Genomic DNA, 18752 nt, shown 5'->3' on the forward strand with positions numbered 1-18752 from the left:
GCACCTCCCGGCCGGAGGCTGGGGGAGCCGTGCTTGGGCAGAGCCCCGTGCCCCCGGCGTGCTGCGACTACCTCTTCGCGCGCAGGGTTGCTGCGCCGAGGGTGAGGCAGGCGGTGGCGGCGATGGCGGCGAAGGTGGCGAACGCCGGGAGGATGCCGTACGCGCGGGCGAGGAAGCCGACAGCGATGATCGGCAGGGAGCTGCCCAGGTAGACGACGACCCACAGGGTGCTCAGCTGCGAGCCGCGCAGGTCCGGTTCCAGGGCCGCAGACGCCCGGGTGAAGAGGGCGCGGAAGGCGATGCCCTGGCACGCGCCAGCGAGCATGCTGCCGGCGAACAGCAGGGCGGGAACGTGGGCGTAGCCCGCCAGGACGACCAGGCCGAGGCCGAGGGCCAGGCCCGTCATGCCCAGGGCGGGGACCGCGCGGGCGCGGGTGGGGCGGGCGAGCAGCTGCGCAGCGGCCGAGCTGCCGAGCAGCAGCGCGGCGACGCCCGCGCCCGCCAACGGCGCGCGGGTGTGCAGGAGCGACGCGGCGTAGCTGGGGGCCAGGCTGAGGTAGACGCCGAACACGGCGTAGGAGACGAAGCCGGTCGCCGCGGCCAGCAGGAAGACGCCGCGGCCCTGCCGCGGCAGGCTCAGCGCGCGCGGGCGCAGGCTGGTGCGGGTGAGGGCGGGCGCGGCGACCGCGTCCTGGCCGGGGGAGCGGGGGTGGAGCAGGGCCAGCGGCACGCACAGCGCCAGCAGGGCGATCGCGTGCAGCAGGAACGGGGTGACCACCGGGTCCTTGCCGCTCGCCAGCGCCGCGCCCAGCAGTGGGCCGAGGGCGACGCCGCCGGCGGACGCGGCCAGCGTCAGCTTCGCGGCGACGGAGGGGCGGTCGGGCAGCAGGTCGGCCAGGGCCGCGCCCGCCGCGCCGGTGGCGAGGCCGACGGCGATGCCCTGGACGGCCCGGCCGAGTGCCAGCTCGCCGAGGTTCGACGCGGAGGCGAAGACCAGGTCGCCCACGGACGCGAGCACCACGGCGGGCAGTACCAGGGCGCGTCGGCCGAGCTGGTCGGACCAGTGGCCGACGGCGGCGAGGACGGGGACGAGCGCGAAGACGTAGACCGTGAACAGGACGGTCGTGTCCACCGGGGTCAGGCCGAGGCGGGCCTGGAGCGCGGGGTAGAGGGGCGTCGCCAGGTTCGCGCCGATCAGCAGGAGCAGCAGGACGGCGACGGTGAGGCCGACACGGACGCCGCGCAGCGCGTTCCAGCGGCTCAGCGAACGGAGGCGCAGGCGCTCGCGCGGGGCGAGTTCGAGAGGGAGCAGGGCCTCGGTCAGACGTGCGCCGACCGGGGTCAGGTCCGCCATGGCAGGGATCTCCTGGCGTCAGGGCTCCGGGCCGTTCCGGCGGGGTGTGCCGGGGGCGGTCCGGGTGGAGCGGGTGTGCGGGGGGCGTGCGGGTTGTCAGCGCGTGGGTGTGCGCTTCAGCCCAGCGGAGGATACGTGCTGGTCACACGTCAAGGGAAACGACGCCCGCCCCCGCCAGGGACTACCCTCGGCGTCAGGAGCGGTGTTTGTGCGTCACCAGGTGCGAAGGACGGTCGGGAACATGGCAACGCGCAGTCGTAAGGACGGCCCCGTCGGCGAGGGCGTACCCCTGCCCGCCGACCTGGATCTGGAGACCCTGTACGGCGCGGGTGCGGTGGCGGAGTACGCCGACGAGACGGATCCGGACGCGACGGACGAGGACGACCTCGTCCTGGTGCCGCCGGTGCGCCTGGCCCCCTCGGAGGAGCTGGCCGCAGCGGCGCTGGCCGCGCCGCTGGTCGGGCACACCCTCAAGCTGGCGCGCTGGGTCGGCGACGGCAAGCCCGTGGACGAGTGGGGCGAGCTGTCCGAGGAGCACGCCGCCCAGGCGGCTGCCGCGATGGGCGTGGAGCCGGACGACGTCGGCGAGGTCGAGCGGGCCTGGGCGCTCGCCGTCGACCTGGAGCTGATCGCGCTGGAGTCCGGTGCCGACTCCGCCGAGGACGCGCCGGAGCGGGCGCTCGCCGGCCCGGAGCTGGCGCGGCTGGAGGCGGGCGAGCCGGAGGCCGTTCTCGATGCGTGGCTGACCGCCGCGTCGGTGATCGCACAGACGGCGGTCGAGGCCGCGATCGAGGACATCGAGGCCGCGCAGCGCGAGGACGAGGACGAGGACGAGGCGGACGGCGAGGAGGCGGGGGCGGAAGCCTCGGCCGGGGCGACGGAAGCGGCCGGCACGGCCGCCGAACTGGACGCCGAGGACGAGTCGGAGGAGGAGTACGCCCGCCTGGAGGAGGCGCGCGAGGAGGCGCAGGGTCTGCTCGACGACGCTCTCCAGGTGCTCTACGAGACGCGTGCGCTGGCCCCGACCCCGGTCGAGCAGACGCTGCCGCTGGGCGTGCTGGCCGCGCTTCTCGTCGTCCCCGAGGGCGAGGACCCGACCGAGGAGCTGCTCGGCGAGATCACCGAGACGATGGTGCTGCTCGACCCGATGCTCCAGGAGCTGGCCGACCTGGGCATGCTCGACTACCGCCCGATCGACCCGAGCCTCTTCGAGGAGAGCGAGGAGGACGGCGCGGCGGCCGAAGGGGTGGAGCTGGAGGAGTTGGACCCGGAGGAGGTCGACCGCTTCGGCCACGTCCGGCTGACCGATCTCGGCCTCTTCGGCGTCCGCGAGTGGCTGCTGGAGGACGGCATCGACGCCCCGCTGGTGGGCGCGCACGCCCAGGGCGACGCTGCGGAGCTGCTGCGCGGCATCTGCGAGTCGGCGAACGTGCTGCCCGAGGAGGAGATCGTCGAGTGGCTCCAGGGCAAGGAGCCGCAGACCGCGGCCGCCGAGTTGCTGGCCGCGGCGCGCGGTGACGACCTCGTCGCGCCGGTCCGCCGGCTGTACTGCCAGGTGGCGCTGCGTCGCCTCGGCGAGCCCGCGGTGCCCGCGGTGCGGGAGGTGCTGGGAGATCCGGAGCTGGTCGGCATCGCCGGGGCCTGGCTCACCGAGCTGGGTGCGACGGACCTGCCGCAGCCCGAGCGCGCCACCGTCCTGTGGACCACCGTCGACGCGCTGGCCGCCCAGCTGATCGACACCGGCGGCCAGGCGGAGGCGATGCGCGAACTCGTCGAGATGCTGCCCGGCCCGGACGGACCGGACCGCTTCTTCGAGGACCTGTGGCGGGTCGACCACACCTACACCCGCGCCGTGCTCGAGGCGGTGGGGGAGCTCCACCCGGACAAGTCGGTGGCGAAGATGGCACGGAAGGCGGCGTACAAGGCCAAGTCGCAGGGGCGGTGACGATCATCACAGCCTCTTCGCGCCGCAGGCCGGAGCCGGTCGTCGGGGTACGGACTACTGCATAGTAGGGTGCGCGGGTCGAGCAGAAAGAGGCCCTCTTGTCCCGCCCCTCGTTCCCCGAGTCGCCCACCGCGCAGTTGCGGGAGCTGACGTCGCCTCAGCCGCGGCCCGCGTCGGGGCGGATCATCCCGCAGTCGCGCCGGCCGCGGCTCTACGCCCTCGACGGGCTGCGGTTGGTGGCGGCGCTGGCGGTGGTCGTCTTCCACTTCGTGGGATACGACCACCTCGGCTACCAGGGCGCCTGGCACAAGCCGACGGGTGTGGTCTTTCCGACGCTGCACCGGGTCGCCTCCTACGGCTGGCTCGGCGTCGAGTTCTTCTTCCTGCTCAGCGGGTTCGTCATCTGCATGTCCTGCTGGGGCCGTTCGGTCCGGGACTTCGCGGTCTCCCGGGTCATGCGCCTCTACCCGGCGTACTGGTGCTGCGTGCTGGTCACCGGCGTCGTGTGCCGCCTGAACGGTGACTGGACGATGACCCCGGAGCGGATCCTGACCAATCTGACCATGCTTCACGAGCCGCTCGGAGTGGGGCATGTGGACCCGGTCTACTGGTCCCTCTGGGCGGAGATGCGGTTCTACCTCATCTTCTCGGTCGTGGTGCTGATGGGCCTGACCTACCAGCGGGTGCTGGGCTTCTGCGCGATCTGGCTGGTCGGCTCGGTGCTGGCGCCCGCCTCCGGGCTGCCGCTGCTGGTGACGCTGTTCCAGCCGGAGTACGCCCCCTTCTTCGTCGGCGGCATCGTGATGTTCCTGATGCACCGGTTCCGGCCCAGCCCGCTGCTCTGGCTGATGCTGGGCGCGTCCTGGCTGCTGGCGCAGCACCAGTTGCTGGCCCTGCTCAAGGAGGAGGGCGGCTGGTCCGCCCACCTACACCTGTCCTGGACCGCGGGCGTGGTGCTGGTGTCCGCCTGCTACGCCGTGATCCTCGCGATCGCGCTCGGCCGGCTGAACGTTCTCAACCGCCGCTGGCTGGTCACCGCCGGGGCGCTGACGTACCCCCTCTACCTGCTGCACGAACAGCTCGGCTGGCTGGTCATCGGGCGGCTGGCCGGCCGGGTGCCCCCGACGGAGCTGCTGGCCGGTGTGATCCTGCTGATGCTGCTCGGCGCCTATCTGGTCCACCGCTTCGTGGAGCGGCCCCTCGCCGGCCGCCTCAAGACCTGGCTCACGCTGCCCGTCCCCCGCCGGGCGTGACTCCGGGGCGTCGCGCTCCGCCTGAGCCCCTCACCTCGGTCAACCCCCGGGTGAAGCTGTTCCCGCGCGAACGGAACTGGCCCCGGTCCGAGCGCGTGTGCCACAGTGTGCGCCGGTTCTGTGGAGGGGGCGAACAGGGATGAACGGTCAGAACACGCCGGGCGAGATCTATTTCAGCAACAACTACCACGACCTGTGCCAGCAGTACGGCACCGGTGCCGGTTTCCAGTTCGAGTTCGGCTGCTCGCGCTGCCACGACACGTGGCGTTCCGCGTTCCAGCCCTACGCCAGCGGCCGGGTCTCCGGCTGGCTGGACAAGGCCGTCGGCAGCGCCTGGGGCGCGCTCGGCCGGGCGGGCAGCGAGGCGTCGGCCGCACTGGACGGTTTGGTCGGCGCCAACTGGGGGCCCGCGAAGGACGCCGCCTTCCGGCGGGCGATCGCGGACGCCCAGGGGCACTTCAACCGCTGCGCCCGGTGCACCAGTTACGTCTGCGAGCGGTGCTTCAACCCGGCCCAGGGCCTGTGTCACGGCTGCGCGCCCGACACCGCCGCCGAGGTCGCGGCGGCCCAGCAGCGGGGGCTGAACGACGTGGCCACCTCGCGCGCGTACGACCTGGGCGGCAGCCAGGGCGCGCAGTACAACCTGGACCGCCCGTTCCAGCTCGTCTGCCCGCAGTGCCACACCGAGACGCACGGCGCCAACTTCTGTCCGGGCTGCGGTCACAAGCTCGGCGGGCAGGACGCCTGCGGTTCCTGCCAGAGCGAGCTGCCACAGGGGGCCGCGTTCTGTCCCCACTGCGGCACGCGACGGTAGCGGGCGGCACGACTACAGCACGGCGGGGGCCAGTTCGTCGCCCAGGGGGCGGTCCTGGTCCCCGTCGCGCATGCGGCGGTCCGGGCGGCGCAGCAGCAGGTAGGCGCCGCCCGCCAGGGCGACCGTGCCGACGCCGAGGACGGCGGCCCAGATCTGGTACCAGGGCGCGCCCGCCGGCGCGAGGATGCTGCGCGGCCAGCAGATGTTGACCACCTCGAAGCCGGTCCACAGCACCGCGAGCAGGTTGAGCGGGGTGCCCAGACGCCCGTAGCCGACCGCGCCGGCCGGCTTCCAGGCCCCGCGCAGCCGTGCGACCAGCGAGACGAGCGTGAGCAGGAAGAACGGCACGAAGGTCGCCGCGCTCCCGAAGGTGATCAGGCTGCCCATGGCCGAGGTGCTCAGGCCCAACGGCAGTGCGGCGCAGCTGATCAGCGTCGCCGCGGCGAGGCCGCCGATCGGCGCCTTGTGGCGGTTGACCCGGCGGACCTGACGTGAGAACGGGAAGACGTCGTCGCGGGCGAGGGAGTACAGCCCGCGCGCGGCGCCGCCCTGGGAGGCCATCAGGCACGCGGTGAAGCTGACCAGGACGACCACGACGAACGGCTTGTCGGCCCAGCCGCCGAAGGCATGGGTGACCGCCGTGGTCACCGGGTCGAGGTCCTTGCCGGAGACGACGTCGGCCGGGTTCGGGTGCGCCAGTTCGACCGAGATCGCGTTGAGGATCACCACCAGTCCGACGCTGAGCAGCGACCACCACATCGCCCTGGGCACCTGCCGGGCGGCGTCCTTGGTCTCCTCGGCCGTCGACACGCAGGCGTCGAAGCCGATGAACGCCCAACCGGCGACGGCCACCGCGGCCAGCAGCGCGCCGGTGTCGCTGACGCCGAGCGCGGCCGGCGCGTGGAGGAAGTCGGTCAGCAGCGAGAAGCCGTGCTGACGGAAGACCAGCAGCAGCGTGAAGCCGACCAGGACGGACGCCACCGCCTCGGCGGCGATGCCCAGGCTGACGAACCAGCGCAGGAAGTCGATGCCGTAGGCGTTGACGAAGGTGCAGAAGAGCATGAAGCCGACCGAGGCCAGCACCTGCTCGGTGGGCGTCGGGACGGCTCCGAAGAGCGCGAACAGCCAGGGTGAGGCGAGGTAGGCAACCGTGGTGTTGCCGAACATCACCGCGAACTGCCACATCCAGCCGCTCAGCCAGGCCACGGCCGGGCTCGCCAGCCGTCGGCTCCACTGGTAGGCGCCGCCCGCCAGCGGCCACTGCGAGGCGAGCTCCGAGTAGACCGCCACGACCAGGCACTGCCCGAGCAGGCACAGCGGCAGCGCCCAGATCCAGGCCCCGCCCGCGACGCTCATCCCGACCTGTGCGGCGGCGTAGAGCCCGACGACGGGAGAGACCACGGCGAAGCCCATGGAGATGTTGCCGAGCACGCTCAGGCTGCGTCTCAGCTCCTGGCGGTAGCCGAGGGCGGCCAGCCGGTCGGCATCGGTGGGGACGTGGTCGGCCATGCGTGGCGCCTCCTCGAAAAACTAACTAAGTTAGTCACTGGTGTTGAGGTGGGACGATAGCCGCCGGAAGCGGAGAGCGGAAGAGGGGATTTCGGGGTGGGCCGACCGAGCAGGGCGCTGCTGACCCGCGAGCGGATCGCACTGGCGGCGCTCCAGGTGGTGGACGAGGAGGGCCCCGACGGCCTCACCATGCGGGCCCTCGCCGAGCGGCTCGGGGTGAAGGCCGCGTCGCTCTACAACCACGTCGAGAGCAAGGACGCGCTGGTCGACGCGGTCTCGGAGCTGGTCAACGAGGAGATCGACCACACCCCGCTCGCCGACCCCGACTGGCGCGCGGGCCTTGCCGCGTACGCGCGGGGCTATCGCGCGGTCTTCCTGCGCCACCCGAACACCATCGCCCTGCTCGCCCGCCGCCGTGTCGAGGCGGACCGCGCGCTCCGCGGCTACGACGCCCTCCTCGCCCTCCTCGGCGGCGCCGGGCTGCCCGCGGCGGACGCCGCGGAGGTCGCGGCGGCCCTGGACTACCTGGTCCTCGGCTCCGCCCTGGAGACCTTCACCGCGGGCTTCACCCGTGCGCCGGCCGTCTACCGTCCGGACTACCCGGCGCTGGCCGACGCCCTGGACGCGTCCTTCGCCCGCGGCGGGGGCGCGGCGGGGCTCGACGACCGGGGCTTCGAGCTGGGCCTGCGCCTGCTCCTGGACGGCGTCGCCGCGCGGACGGGGTAGCAGGGCCCTCCGTGGTCGCCCCCGGGGCCCCGGCGCTGCCGCGCGGTGGCGGGGCTCACCGTCAGCGTTCGGCCTTCGGCCGGCGGGTGCCGTTGCGTGGCATGGGCTCGTGGCCCTGCGCGGTCTCACCCCGGCCTCCGTCCGGGTGGTGTTCTGGCCGTGGGCGTGTGCGCCGGTCCGGGCCGGGTTCGGGCTCGGCCTTTCGTTGCTGGGCGGTGGCGGGGCCCCATCGTCGGCGTTCGGCCAGGTGGTGTTTCGGCCGTGGGCGTGTGCGCCGGTCCGGGCCGGGTTCGGGCTCGGCGCGGCGTTGCTGCGCGGTGGCGGGGCCCGCCCTCGGCCTTCGGCCGGCAGGGGTCCCTGCGCGGCCTCACCCGCGGTCTCCGGCCGGGCGGCGCCCCTCTGCGGGTGTGTACGCCGGCTCGAGGGCAGACCGACGGGGCGAAGGAGCCTCATGTCTCCTCCCGTCCGTCGCGGTGACGCGCCGTCGGGGTCTACGTGCGGAGCCGGGGACGCGCGTCAGCCGATCGGGGGAGGGGTATCGAAGAGCATGGTGCGCGCGGGGCCCGAAGGTCCCTAGGGTGGACCGCGCGGACAGAAGGGGAGGCACGGTGAGGTATCGCAGCGGCGGATCCGGCCCGGTCGACGGCCCGGACGACCTCTGGCGTCAGGCCGCCGGGCGGGACGAGGAGCTGCTGGCGGGGGCCGCGTTCCCGCTCTACCACCCCTCCGCGCCGGCGCTCTCGACCGCCGCGCTGACCGAGTTCCAGCTGACCGACGGTGAGTTGGTGAAGGTCCAGCTCTGCCGGGGCGACTGGTTCGCCGCTGAAGGGCCGGTGGTCCAGGTGGCCACGATCCGGGCGGTCGACCCTGGGACGCCGGACGCGTGGGCCCCGCTGGAGCACCTGCTCGGCGCCGAGCGCGAGCGGCTGCGGACCTGGGACGCGGAGCCGGGCGGGCCCGTCGCAGGCCCTGCGCAGCTGGTCGTGGACGGCGCCCCGCTGCCTGCGGAGCTCCGTCTCGAGGGACGGCTCTGGGTGGCGCGGCTGCGCCCGCCGGGAGGCCGGGTCGTGCTGGTGGTGACCGCCCGCGGCGTCGCACCCGAGGACGTCGAGCTCGGCGTGGTCACCGACATCGCGCCCTACACGCAGGGGCGTCAGCTGCTGCTCAACGAGATGGCCCTGCGGCGTGCGGCGCAGCAGAAGCGGCAGGACGACACCGGCGGCCCCGTGGTCGAGGAGCCGCTCGGACTGGCGGACCACCGCCGACTGGTCGACTACTCCGTGGCCGAGTCGCTCCGCCTCGAGGCGGACGTGCGCGCCCACGGCTATCCCGTCCCGCGCCCGGGCCCGCCGGGCACGGAACGGCGCGCACTGTGGGACAAGGCGGTGCGTCAGCAGATGCGCCTCGCCGGGGAGGAGCGCCAGGAGGCGGAGGAGTCGGTGACCGCCCTGGTCAACCAGATGGTCACCCTCGCCCAGGCCGCCGACTGGTTCGCCGCCCCGGCCACGGCCGCCGCGGCGGAGGCCGCCGTGGAGGAGAGCATCCGCTTCACCGCCCTCGCCAGCGAGGTCGCCAGCGCCCCGGCCCAGCGGGCCTGGCTCCGCCAGTGGCACCGCCTCGACGAACCGCCCTTCCCCGACTCCCCGCAGGCCACCCCGGAGGAGCTGCGCCTGCGCCACGAGCTCACCCTCCAGGCCCGCGCGAGCTGGCTCGACCTGTGGCGGGTGTGGCTCGCCCAGCAGTGAACGGCAGTTGACGCTGCGTCGGGACAGGGATTTGGCTGTGGGCATGATGCGACGCCTCGATCTCGGCTACTTCGTCCGCCCGGCCGAAGAGGCGGGAACGGAGCACCCGCGGGTGGAGCCCGTCCTCGCCTACCTGGTGCGCACAGGCTCCGGGCTGGTTCTGTTCGACACCGGCCTCGGCGCGGCCGATCCGGAGACCGAGGCCCACTACCGGCCGCGTCGGCGTCCGCTGCCCGAAGCACTCGCGGACGCCGGGGTCGCCGTGGGCGAGATCTCCCTGGTCGTCAACTGCCACCTCCACTTCGACCACTGCGGTGGCAATCCGGCGTTCGCCCGGACCCCCATCGTGGCGCAGGCGGCGGAGCTCGACTCGGCGCGAGGCGACGGGTACACCTTCCCCGAGCTCGTCGACTTCCCTGGTGCGCGCTACGAGGCGCTGGACGGTGAGGCCGAGATCCTGCCGGGCGTGTGGATCATCCCGACCCCGGGTCATACGGCGGGTCACCAGTCCCTGGTCGTCCGGCACCCCGACGGGACGGTGATCCTGGCCGGTCAGGCCCACGACTTCGCCTCGGGCTTCGGCGGCGACCACCTCGCCCTCCAAGCCGCGGCAGCGGGCTCAGCGCCGCCGCTCCCGCCGTACTCCCCTTGGCTGCCCCGCCTGCTCTCCTTCGACCCGCGCCGGGTCCTCTTCGCCCACGACTGCGCGGTCTGGGAGCCGCCCGCGTAGGAGCCGGTCCGGATGGGCGGGCGACGCCCTCAGCGAGCTGTGAGGTTGAGCCGGAGATCTGGTCACGCTTCGGGCGGCAGGCGGAGCTGGAGCATGGCCAGGAGGCGTTCCTCCGGGCGGGAGAGGTCGAGCGAGGTGAGCTGTTCGGCGCGGCGGACGCGGTAGCGGAGGGTGTTGGGGTGGATGTGGAGCGCCGCGGCCGCCTCGCGGACGTCGCCGAAGGCGTCGAGCCAGGCGAGGACGGAGGGGGCGAGGCGGCCGCCGTGCTCGGCGTCGTGGGCGAGGAGCGCCGTGAGGCGCGGGTCGCGGACGGCGGGGGCGGTGGCCAGGAGGCCGAGGGTCTCCGCGAGCAGCACCTGCGCGCGGACCTGCGCGAGGTCGGCGACCTGCGCGTCGACCCGGCCCGAGGCCATGGCGTCGAGGATCCGGTCCGCCTCGCGGCGTGACGCCGCCGTGCCCGAGAGCGCCGGGGTCACCTCGCCGACCGCGCCGCTGACCAGCACGGGCGGGGAGCCCGCGGGGGAGAGGTGGCGGGTGGCCGCCTCGGCCAGCTCGCGGGTCCAGCCGAGCAGCGTCGCCGGGGCGACCCCGCGCGGGAGTTCCGGCAGCAGCACGTAGACCCGCTCGTCGACGGCGGCCGTCAGCGCGCTGCGGTGACGGGCGGCGGCGTGGACGGCCATCAGGCTCAGCGTCTCCTCGCGGTGCAGTTCGTCCGAGCCGGGCCCGGAGCCCGGGAGGGCGAAGCCCAGGACGGCCGCCGGACGCTTTGCGTCCAGGCCGAGGTGGCCGGCCAGCGACTGCGCGCCCGTGGTGCCCTCCAGCACCCCCGAGAGCAGGCTCTGGGTGAGCCGCAGCTCCGAGCTGACCGAGCGGCGCCGCCGCATCAGCTGCAGCGCCGCGACGCGCGCCGCGCCCAGCAGTGCCTGGTCGGCTCGTTCGGCGAGCGGGGTCGCGCCCTCCTGCACCCAGATCGTGCCGAGCTGCCGTTCGCCCGAGCGGATCGCGACCACCAGGCGGCGGCGCAGGCCGAGCTCCGGGTGCTCGTCGATGGAGACGACGGAGTCGCCCGCCCGCAGCTGCTGGAAGACGCCCCACTCGCGCAGCTTCGACAGGTACGGCTCGGGCCCCTGCCAGCCGAGGATGGTGAGCCGGCGCAGGTCGTCGATCTCGTCGGAGTCCGCCGAGCGGGAGTAGGCGAGGATCCGGTTGGCGGTGTCCTCGATGCTGACGATGCCGCCGGTCAGCACTGCCGTGGTCTGCGCGAGGGCGAACAGGTCGCCCTCCTCCGCGCCCCCCTCGGCGGGCAGCGGACGCCCGCCGCCGAGCGCGGCGCGCGCCAGCGCGTCGAGGTGCTCCCAGCGGACCTCGCGGCGCACCGACAGCAGGGCGACGCCCGCCTGCTCGGCGAAGTCGCGCAGCGTGTCGCGCTGGGCGGGGGAGTCGATCCGCACCGCGACGGCCGCGGCCCCGGCCGACGCCGCGGCGCGCAGCGCCGGGATCGCGGCACGTCCGCGCACGCCGATGGCCAGCACCAGCTCTCCCGGCCGGGCCGCCGGGGGGTCCTCCGGATCCAGCAGCCCGACGTCGACGGTCTCCACGTCGAGCCCGGCCGGCGCGCACTGGAGCTCGACCACGGGCTCGCCCAGCGACATCAGCAGCTGCCGCAGGGTGATCCCGACGGCGGCCGGTGCGGGCAGTGGGACGCCCTCGGCCTCGTTGTCCGATCCGACATGCTCCATGCCTGGATGCTATGCGACCGGACAAAGAGGAGCCGTGCCCGCCGGGCCTAGCGTGAGCATCGACGCGAGAACCGCGTCGTCCAGATCCGTTCGCGGATGTCCACCGCATGCACCACGACTGCATGCGGCGGACGTCCGGCGGTCCGATCCTGAGGACAACCCGAACCCTCCAGAACTCGACGAGGAGCACGCGCGTGTTGGACGCTGTGACCCAGATTCCGACGCCGGTCAACGAGCCGGTGCACAGTTACGCACCGGGCTCCGCCGAGCGGACCCGTCTCGAGGCGGAGCTGAAGCGTCTGGGCAGCCAGGCGCCGGTCGAGCTCACCATGACCATCGGCGGCGTCAAGCGCCTCGGCGGCGGCGAGCCGATCGACGTGGTCCAGCCGCACCGTCACGCCGCCGTCCTCGGCACCATGCGCAACGCGACCCAGGACGACGCCCGCGACGCCGTCGAGGCCGCCCTCGCGGCCGGCCCCGCCTGGCGCGCCCTCTCCTTCGACGACCGCGCCGCCGTCTTCCTGCGCGCCGCCGACCTGCTCTCCGGCCCGTGGCGCGAGACGCTGGCCGCGGCGACCATGCTGGGCCAGTCCAAGACCGCGCAGCAGGCCGAGATCGACACCCCCTGCGAGCTCGTCGACTTCTGGCGCTTCAACGTCCACTTCGCCCGCCAGATCCTGGCCGAGCAGCCGATCTCCTCGCCGGGCGTGTGGAACCGCACCGACCACCGCCCGCTCGAGGGCTTCGTCTACGCGATCACGCCGTTCAACTTCACCGCGATCGCCGGCAACCTGCCGACCGCCCCGGCCCTGATGGGCAACACGGTGGTCTGGAAGCCGTCCCCCACCCAGCAGTTCGCCGCGCACCTGCTGATGCAGCTGCTGGAGGAGGCGGGCCTGCCCAAGGGCGTCATCAACATGGTGACCGGCGACGGCCTGGCCGTCTCCGAGGTCGTGCTGAAGCACCAGGACCTGGCCGGCATCCACTTCACCGGCTCGACCGCGACCTTCCAGCACCTGTGGAAGTCGGTCGGCGAGAACATCGCCTCGTACCGGACCTACCCGCGCCTGGTCGGAGAGACCGGCGGCAAGGACTTCCTGATCGCCCACCCGTCCGCCGACCCGGCGGCGCTGGCGACCGCGCTGGTCCGCGGCGCGTTCGAGTTCCAGGGCCAGAAGTGCTCGGCGCTGTCCCGCGCCTACGTCCCGGCCTCGCTGTGGGCGCAGATCAAGGACGACGTCAAGGCCACCACCGAGTCCCTGACCATGGGCGACGTGGCGGACCTGTCCAACTTCATGGGCGCCGTCATCGACGCGCGCTCGTTCGCCAAGAACAAGGCCGCGCTGGAGCGCGCCGCCGCCGACCCGCAGGTCGAGATCCTCGCCGGCGGCACCTGCGACGACTCCGAGGGCTACTTCGTCCGCCCGACCGTCCTGGTCGGCGCCGACCCGGCGGCGGAGTACTTCCGCGACGAGTACTTCGGCCCGATCCTCGCCGTCCACGTCTACGAGGACGACGCGTGGCAGGCGACGCTCGCGCAGATGGAGTCGGTCTCCTCCTACGGCCTGACCGGCGCCGTCTTCGCCACCGACCGTGCGGCGATCGCGGAGGCCGCCTCGGTGCTGCGCTTCGCGGCGGGCAACTTCTACGTCAACGACAAGCCGACCGGCGCCGTCGTCGGCCAGCAGCCCTTCGGCGGCGGTCGCGCCTCCGGCACGAACGACAAGGCCGGCGCCGCGCAGAACCTGCTGCGCTGGACCTCGGCGCGCTCCATCAAGGAGACGTTCGTGCCGCCGACGGACCACCGCTACCCGCACATGGGCTGACGCCTCGTCGCGTCATCCCTCCCATCGTCGCTGCCCCGACGTCGACCGTTCCAGGTCGCTCGAAGGCGACGCCCTGAGCCGCCGCGCCCCCTCAACTCCCCCCGTGGAGGGGGCGCGGCATCCAGGTCCTCTTCTTGCTTCTCCTCCCCTCCGTGCCCTGGAGTTCTTGACATGCTCCGTTCCACCCTGCTGGCGGCGTCCCGCTCCCCGCGCTCCCGCAAGCTCATCGAGCAGCTGCCCCCCACCCGCGCCATCGTCAACCGCTTCGTCGCGGGCGAGACCCTGGTCGACGGCGTCTCCGTCACCCGCGACCTGGTCGCCACCGGCCGCCGGATCACCCTCGACCACCTCGGCGAGGACACCTCCGACGCCACCCAGGCCGCGGCCACCGCGGAGGCCTACGAGAAGCTGCTCGCCGCGCTGTCCGAGAGCGGCCTCGCCGACCGGGCGGAGGTCTCGGTCAAGCTGTCGGCGGTCGGCCAGTTCCTGCCCCAGGACGGCGAGAAGGTCGCGCTCGACAACGCCCGCCGCATCTGCGAGGCGGCCGCCGCGGTCGGCACCACGGTCACCCTCGACATGGAGGACCACACCACCACCGACTCCACCCTGGGCATCGCCCGCGACCTGCGCGCGGACTTCCCCTGGCTCGGCGTCGTCCTCCAGGCCTACCTGCACCGCACCGAGGCCGACTGCCGCGAGTTCAGCGGCCCGGGCAGCCGCGTCCGCCTGTGCAAGGGCGCCTACCAGGAGCCGGCCTCGGTCGCCTTCCAGAAGAAGTCCGACGTCGACCTCTCCTACGTCCGCTGCCTCAAGGTCCTGATGGCGGGCGAGGGCTACCCGATGATCGCCTCCCACGACCCGCGCCTCATCCGCATCGCGGGCGAACTGGCCGCGTCGAACGGCCGCGCGGCGGACTCCTTCGAGTACCAGATGCTCTACGGCATCCGCCCGGAGGAGCAGGAGCGCCTCACCGCCGAGGGCAACACCATGCGTGTCTACCTGCCCTACGGCAACGAGTGGTACGGCTACTTCATGCGCCGCCTCGCGGAGCGCCCGGCCAACCTCACCTTCTTCCTGCGCGCGCTGGCCACCAAGAGCTGACGGTCCGTTCCTGAACCTGCGCCTGACGCGGGCGGGTGAGGTGGGCGCCACGCCAAGGGCGCCGAGGCAAGGCGGCCGCAGTGCTTCCCGGCGGGAAGACACTGCGGCCGCCGTCTCGGGGCAGCCGAGGCGAGCAGCCTACGACGGGGCACCGACAACGCCGCTTGAGGACGGCCGGGGGCTGCTCTCTCGGAGGGAGCCCGTAGGCTGGTCCTTCCCATGCACATCCGAGGCGTGGACAAATGGCCGAAGGAGAGCAGCGTGGCGCAGGGAAGTTCTGGCATCAGGGGTGCGCGGGTCGGTTCGGGACCGCTGGGAGAGCCGGAGCGCGGTGACCTCGCTCCGCGCACGACGGTCTCGTTCTGGTGCGGCAAGGACCACCACACCCAGCTCAGCTTCGCGATCGAGGCGGAGGTCCCGCAGACGTGGGACTGCCCCCGATGCGGTCTGCCCGCAGGCCGCGACCGCGACGACGCGCCGGTGGCCGAGGGTCACGCCCCCTACATGACCCACATGGGCTACGTCCGGCAGCGCCGCACCCAGGAGGAGGGCGAGATCCTGCTCAACGAGGCGCTGGCCAAGCTGCGCGGCACCATCTGACGGGGAGGCCCCGTCTGCGGGGGATGGCAGGGCCTCACAAGTTCGGCGGGTCAGGAGCACGCGCCGGCGCTGCATGCGTGGTACACGATGCAGAACGCGAGGGCTGGCCAGAGGATGGCGACCGCCGCGCAAGCTGCTGTGATCCGCCAGTACCGCCTGCGGGCGAGCTGCCTCACGCGCTGCTGCTCCTCGGGCGTCGCCGCCCGGGTCGACTTCGGTCGGGTGGTGGCGACGGCCCATATGACGAACAGAAGGAACCAGACAAAGAAGTCCACTTGTCCTGAAAACTCGCTGAGCTGATAGGCGCTGGGGCCGCCGGCGTAGATGACCACGCGCCAGAGTGTAGAAGTCGCGGCTGCTGTTGGTTCATCCGAAAGCGGCCGCGGGACGGCGAGCCGACCCCCTAGGATGTTGGTCCAGACCAATCCGTCGTTCTGGGGGCCAGGTGCGTCGTGCCGTCGTCTTGACAGTCCTGGGAGCCGCCGCGGCCTCCGCCTTGCTCGGCGGCTGCGGCTCTGCTGCACCGAAGCCCGGCGCGGTGGCGGCCGAGCCGGCCCGGCTGACGGTCACCAGCAGCGCCTTTCGGCAGGGTGGAGTGATCCCGGACAAGTACACCTGCAAGGGGGCCGGGGTCAGCCTCCCCGTTGCCTGGTCGGGCGTCCCCGCCGGGACCGGATGGATCGCGCTGTACATGGAGGACCCGACCGCGAGCGACTTCACGCACTGGTACGTCGTCGACATCCCGCCCGGGACCACGGGGCTGACCGAGGGCGGCCCCTCGGCGGGCCGCGTCGTCGCCCACTACTACCCGCCCTGCCCCCAGGACGGGGCGACGGATGACTACGTTGTGCGCGTCTACGCGATGCCGCGGGGCTATCAACCCGCGAGGCTCGGCGGCGCGCTCGTGGTCGACGCCGCGGGACTGCGAGCCCATGCTCTGGCGCTCGGCGAGGTCGACGCGACGGTCACCAAGCCGGCCTGAGGGCGTGCTGGAGGGCACGCGGCGAACGACGGGGCGAGGCAGGAGCCGTCCGGCATTCGCGCGCGACGGAGTGGAGGCGAGTGCGCCGCATCGAGTCTCACGCGCCGGGAATCCCGTTCGGTCGACGCAGGCCACTTCCCTGGGGCGGCGCCGAGCCTCACGCTTCCGAGTGAGTGGGAGCCGGAGACGCCGCGAGGGGGTCGCGGGGTGGGCCACGATGGAGTCCTCCGGGTACGAAGCGCGCTGACGGGAGATCACCATGTCGAATCCGCCGGACTGGAGACGCCTGGTCGACCATGTCGCGTCGATCCCCGAGCGGGTCTACGAGCACTGGGTGCCCGGGACGGGGTGGGACAACATGACGCCGTTCGGCGTCGAGTACGGGTGGAACGGCGTGCCGTGGTGCGCGATCTTCGAGTGGTGCATGTTCCATGACGTGGGAATGGACGCGATCGTGCCGAAGACGGCGGCCGTCGCGGAGTTGGCGTCGTGGGCGCAGGCTCACGGGCAGTGGTCGGAGTACCCGTCGGTCGGGGCGCTGACGATCTTCGGTGGGGACGTGCACACCGAGATCGTGATGGGGTTCGACTCCGTGGACGTCTACACCAAGGGTGGCAACTCCGTTCAGGCCGGGGCGACGGACGGCGGCCAGGGGAACGGGGTGTGGTCACACCAGCACACGCGGCGGGATCCGTATGTCACCGGGTATCTCGCGCCGCACTTCCCGGACGGGGTGTGCCCGCCGACGGCGGATCCCGCGGACCCGCGGGGCGGGCGGGCGGTGGGGGCGTGGCGGTGGAGTCCGCTCCCGGCACCGGTTCCCGCGCCCGTTCCCGCGCCGCAGGCCCCGCCCGGGTATGCGGAGGAGGCGGTGCTGGCCTATCTGCCGCCGATTCCGGCCGGCGCCGACACCGACGTGCCGGTGGAGCCGGCCGGGACGGAGGCAGTGCCGGGCGGTGCGGCGCGGAACGGGCCGATGTGGCTGTGCGTCACCCCGCAGGGCGCAGACGGAACCGTCGCGGTGTCGATGCGGACGGGCGGCGCCTGGGGCGCTCCGGTGGAGCATCCGGTGGCCGTCGCGTCGGGCAAGCTGGTGCTCCCGCTGCCGGCGGACGGCTCGGTCGACGTGGTGCGGCTGCGCCCGACGGTGCCGTTGCAGGGCTATGTGACCGGACGCCAGGTGGTGTGACGGGGGCGGGGGCGCTCGACCGGCGCGGCACCGGCACGGCCGGGCTGTGGCGGGCTGTCAGCCGGCCACTTGGGTCGCCGTGCCGAGCCAGATCTGGGCGGCGGTCTGGATCGGGAGCTGGAGGGCCTCACAGAGGCCGACGATGGTGCCGAAGCCGGGGCTCGGCATGCGGCCCGCCTCGATCTTGCGCAGGGTCTCCGGCGAGATGCCCGCGGTGCGGGCGATCAGCTCCGGATCGCGTCCCGCGCGTGCTTCGCGCAGCAGCGTGCCGAGGCGGCGGCCGGCTTCGACCTGCTCGGGGGTGAGGGGGATGCGGACCATGGCCCCATCGTAGTCGGTATTAAAGTACCGGGGCTGTGCTACGCTCGAGCCAAGCGAGGTATTTAAATACCGACCACCTGCGAGGAGGGGGCTCGATGATCGAGCTGAAGACCGCCGAGGCGATCGACAAGATGGCGGTCACCGGCCGTTTCGTCGCCGAGACGCTGGCAGAGCTGTCCGCCCTGGCCCGCCCCGGCGTGAACCTGCTCGACCTGGAGCGTCGTGCCCGCCGCCGGGTCGAGGAGCGTGGCGCGGTCTCCTGCTACTGGGACTACGCGCCCTCCTTCGGCCGCGGGCCGTTCCGCAACGTCATCTGCCTGTCGGTCAACGACGCCGTGCTGCACGGTCGTCCGCGCCACCACGTGCTGCGCGACGGCGACGTGCTGAGCCTGGACTTCGCGGTCTCCGTCGACGGCTGGGTCGCGGACTCTGCCGTGACCGTCCTCGTCGGAACGCCGCGTCCGCAGGACCAGCGGCTTGTCGAGTCGACGCGGGCCGCACTCGACGCCGGAATCGCGGCCGCCGTTCCGGGCGCGCGCATCGGGGACGTGTCGGCGGCGATCGGCGCGGTGGCCGCGTCGCACGGCTACCCCGTCAACATGCAGTTCGGCGGCCACGGGCTCGGCCGGACCATGCACGAGGACCCGCACGTCCCCAACAAGGGCCGCCCGGGGCGCGGCCTGAAGCTCCAGCCGGGCATGACGCTCGCCCTCGAACCGTGGTGGTCGGCGAGCACGGACGAGCTCCAGGTCGACGACGACGGCTGGACGCTCCGCTTCGCGGACGGCTCGCACGGCGCGCACTCCGAGCACACCATCGCGATCACAGAGGACGGCGCGCGGGTGCTGACGCGGCTGGAGCGGTAGCGCGGGCAGGCGGCAACCCGTGGCGGGGCCCCGCCCGTTGCGGGGGGGGGGG

Annotated in this window: 17 protein-coding genes; 12 read left to right on the forward strand and 5 right to left on the reverse strand. The window is 73.3% G+C overall.

What is annotated here, in order from left to right; genetic code table 11:
- Nucleotides 1-67 precede the first annotated feature (67 nt).
- Complete coding sequence (locus TR49_RS00950) at nt 68-1354, reverse strand: MFS transporter (RefSeq protein WP_084724430.1); 1287 nt, start codon at nt 1352-1354, stop codon at nt 68-70.
- Nucleotides 1355-1595: 241 nt separating this feature from the next.
- On the opposite strand from TR49_RS00950, the gene TR49_RS00955 reads away from it, so the two are divergent.
- From TR49_RS00955 to TR49_RS00965, 3 genes are all read left to right on the forward strand, one after another.
- Nucleotides 1596-3299 carry a hypothetical protein gene (locus TR49_RS00955; protein WP_084724431.1) on the forward strand — a complete coding sequence of 568 codons (1704 nt, stop codon included), beginning with the start codon at nt 1596-1598 and terminating at the stop codon, nt 3297-3299.
- Nucleotides 3300-3397: 98 nt separating this feature from the next.
- Nucleotides 3398-4552, forward strand: coding sequence for an acyltransferase family protein (locus TR49_RS00960; RefSeq protein ID WP_052433839.1), 1155 nt, complete (start codon nt 3398-3400; stop codon nt 4550-4552).
- A gap of 139 nt (nt 4553-4691) precedes the next feature.
- Nucleotides 4692-5366: a zinc ribbon domain-containing protein gene (locus tag TR49_RS00965; RefSeq protein WP_042376025.1), complete on the forward strand. Its 675-nt coding sequence runs from the start codon at nt 4692-4694 to the stop codon at nt 5364-5366.
- A gap of 12 nt (nt 5367-5378) precedes the next feature.
- Here the strand turns inward: TR49_RS00965 and TR49_RS00970 are convergent, their stop codons facing one another.
- Nucleotides 5379-6875: an APC family permease gene (locus TR49_RS00970; RefSeq protein WP_042376027.1), complete on the reverse strand. Its 1497-nt coding sequence runs from the start codon at nt 6873-6875 to the stop codon at nt 5379-5381.
- Between the two features lie 96 nt (nt 6876-6971).
- Between TR49_RS00970 and TR49_RS00975 the strand changes: the two genes are divergently transcribed.
- The 3 genes from TR49_RS00975 to TR49_RS00985 all read left to right on the forward strand — a co-directional run bounded on the left by TR49_RS00975 (nt 6972) and on the right by TR49_RS00985 (nt 10076).
- Nucleotides 6972-7601, forward strand: a complete 630-nt coding sequence (locus tag TR49_RS00975; protein WP_042376029.1) for a TetR/AcrR family transcriptional regulator — start codon at nt 6972-6974, stop codon at nt 7599-7601.
- A 608-nt stretch (nt 7602-8209) separates the two neighbouring features.
- Nucleotides 8210-9346 (forward strand): hypothetical protein, encoded by a 1137-nt coding sequence (locus tag TR49_RS00980; protein ID WP_042376032.1) that lies wholly within the window; start codon nt 8210-8212, stop codon nt 9344-9346.
- A gap of 46 nt (nt 9347-9392) precedes the next feature.
- Nucleotides 9393-10076 carry an N-acyl homoserine lactonase family protein gene (locus tag TR49_RS00985; RefSeq protein WP_042376317.1) on the forward strand — a complete coding sequence of 228 codons (684 nt, stop codon included), beginning with the start codon at nt 9393-9395 and terminating at the stop codon, nt 10074-10076.
- Nucleotides 10077-10138: 62 nt separating this feature from the next.
- Here the strand turns inward: TR49_RS00985 and TR49_RS00990 are convergent, their stop codons facing one another.
- Nucleotides 10139-11815: a PucR family transcriptional regulator gene (locus TR49_RS00990; RefSeq protein WP_236653156.1), complete on the reverse strand. Its 1677-nt coding sequence runs from the start codon at nt 11813-11815 to the stop codon at nt 10139-10141.
- 197 nt (nt 11816-12012) lie between these two features.
- Here TR49_RS00990 and pruA point away from each other — a divergent pair, with 197 nt between their 5' ends.
- From pruA to TR49_RS01005, 3 genes are all read left to right on the forward strand, one after another.
- Nucleotides 12013-13641 carry an L-glutamate gamma-semialdehyde dehydrogenase gene (gene pruA, locus TR49_RS00995; protein WP_042376321.1) on the forward strand — a complete coding sequence of 543 codons (1629 nt, stop codon included), beginning with the start codon at nt 12013-12015 and terminating at the stop codon, nt 13639-13641.
- A 171-nt stretch (nt 13642-13812) separates the two neighbouring features.
- A complete protein-coding gene (locus TR49_RS01000; protein WP_042376034.1) occupies nt 13813-14742 on the forward strand; it encodes a proline dehydrogenase family protein in 930 nt (309 codons plus the stop codon).
- 261 nt (nt 14743-15003) lie between these two features.
- Nucleotides 15004-15342 (forward strand): RNA polymerase-binding protein RbpA, encoded by a 339-nt coding sequence (locus TR49_RS01005; RefSeq protein ID WP_042376036.1) that lies wholly within the window; start codon nt 15004-15006, stop codon nt 15340-15342.
- A gap of 50 nt (nt 15343-15392) precedes the next feature.
- Here TR49_RS01005 and TR49_RS01010 read toward each other — a convergent pair whose 3' ends face one another.
- Complete coding sequence (locus TR49_RS01010; protein WP_042376038.1) at nt 15393-15674, reverse strand: hypothetical protein; 282 nt, start codon at nt 15672-15674, stop codon at nt 15393-15395.
- A 131-nt stretch (nt 15675-15805) separates the two neighbouring features.
- Here TR49_RS01010 and TR49_RS39535 point away from each other — a divergent pair, with 131 nt between their 5' ends.
- Together TR49_RS39535 and TR49_RS39540 are read left to right on the forward strand one after the other, a co-directional pair.
- Complete coding sequence (locus TR49_RS39535) at nt 15806-16324, forward strand: YbhB/YbcL family Raf kinase inhibitor-like protein (protein ID WP_160311522.1); 519 nt, start codon at nt 15806-15808, stop codon at nt 16322-16324.
- A 259-nt stretch (nt 16325-16583) separates the two neighbouring features.
- A complete protein-coding gene (locus tag TR49_RS39540; protein ID WP_052433842.1) occupies nt 16584-17513 on the forward strand; it encodes a hypothetical protein in 930 nt (309 codons plus the stop codon).
- A 57-nt stretch (nt 17514-17570) separates the two neighbouring features.
- On the opposite strand, the gene TR49_RS01025 is transcribed toward TR49_RS39540, so the two are convergent.
- A complete protein-coding gene (locus tag TR49_RS01025; protein ID WP_042376040.1) occupies nt 17571-17834 on the reverse strand; it encodes a helix-turn-helix domain-containing protein in 264 nt (87 codons plus the stop codon).
- A 95-nt stretch (nt 17835-17929) separates the two neighbouring features.
- Between TR49_RS01025 and map the strand changes: the two genes are divergently transcribed.
- On the forward strand, nt 17930-18700 hold the full coding sequence (gene map, locus TR49_RS01030; RefSeq protein WP_042376042.1) for a type I methionyl aminopeptidase: 771 nt from the start codon (nt 17930-17932) through the stop codon (nt 18698-18700).
- Nucleotides 18701-18752: the final 52 nt, after the last annotated feature.

The organism is Streptacidiphilus melanogenes, assembly GCF_000787835.1.
Lineage (GTDB): Bacteria > Actinomycetota > Actinomycetes > Streptomycetales > Streptomycetaceae > Streptacidiphilus > Streptacidiphilus melanogenes.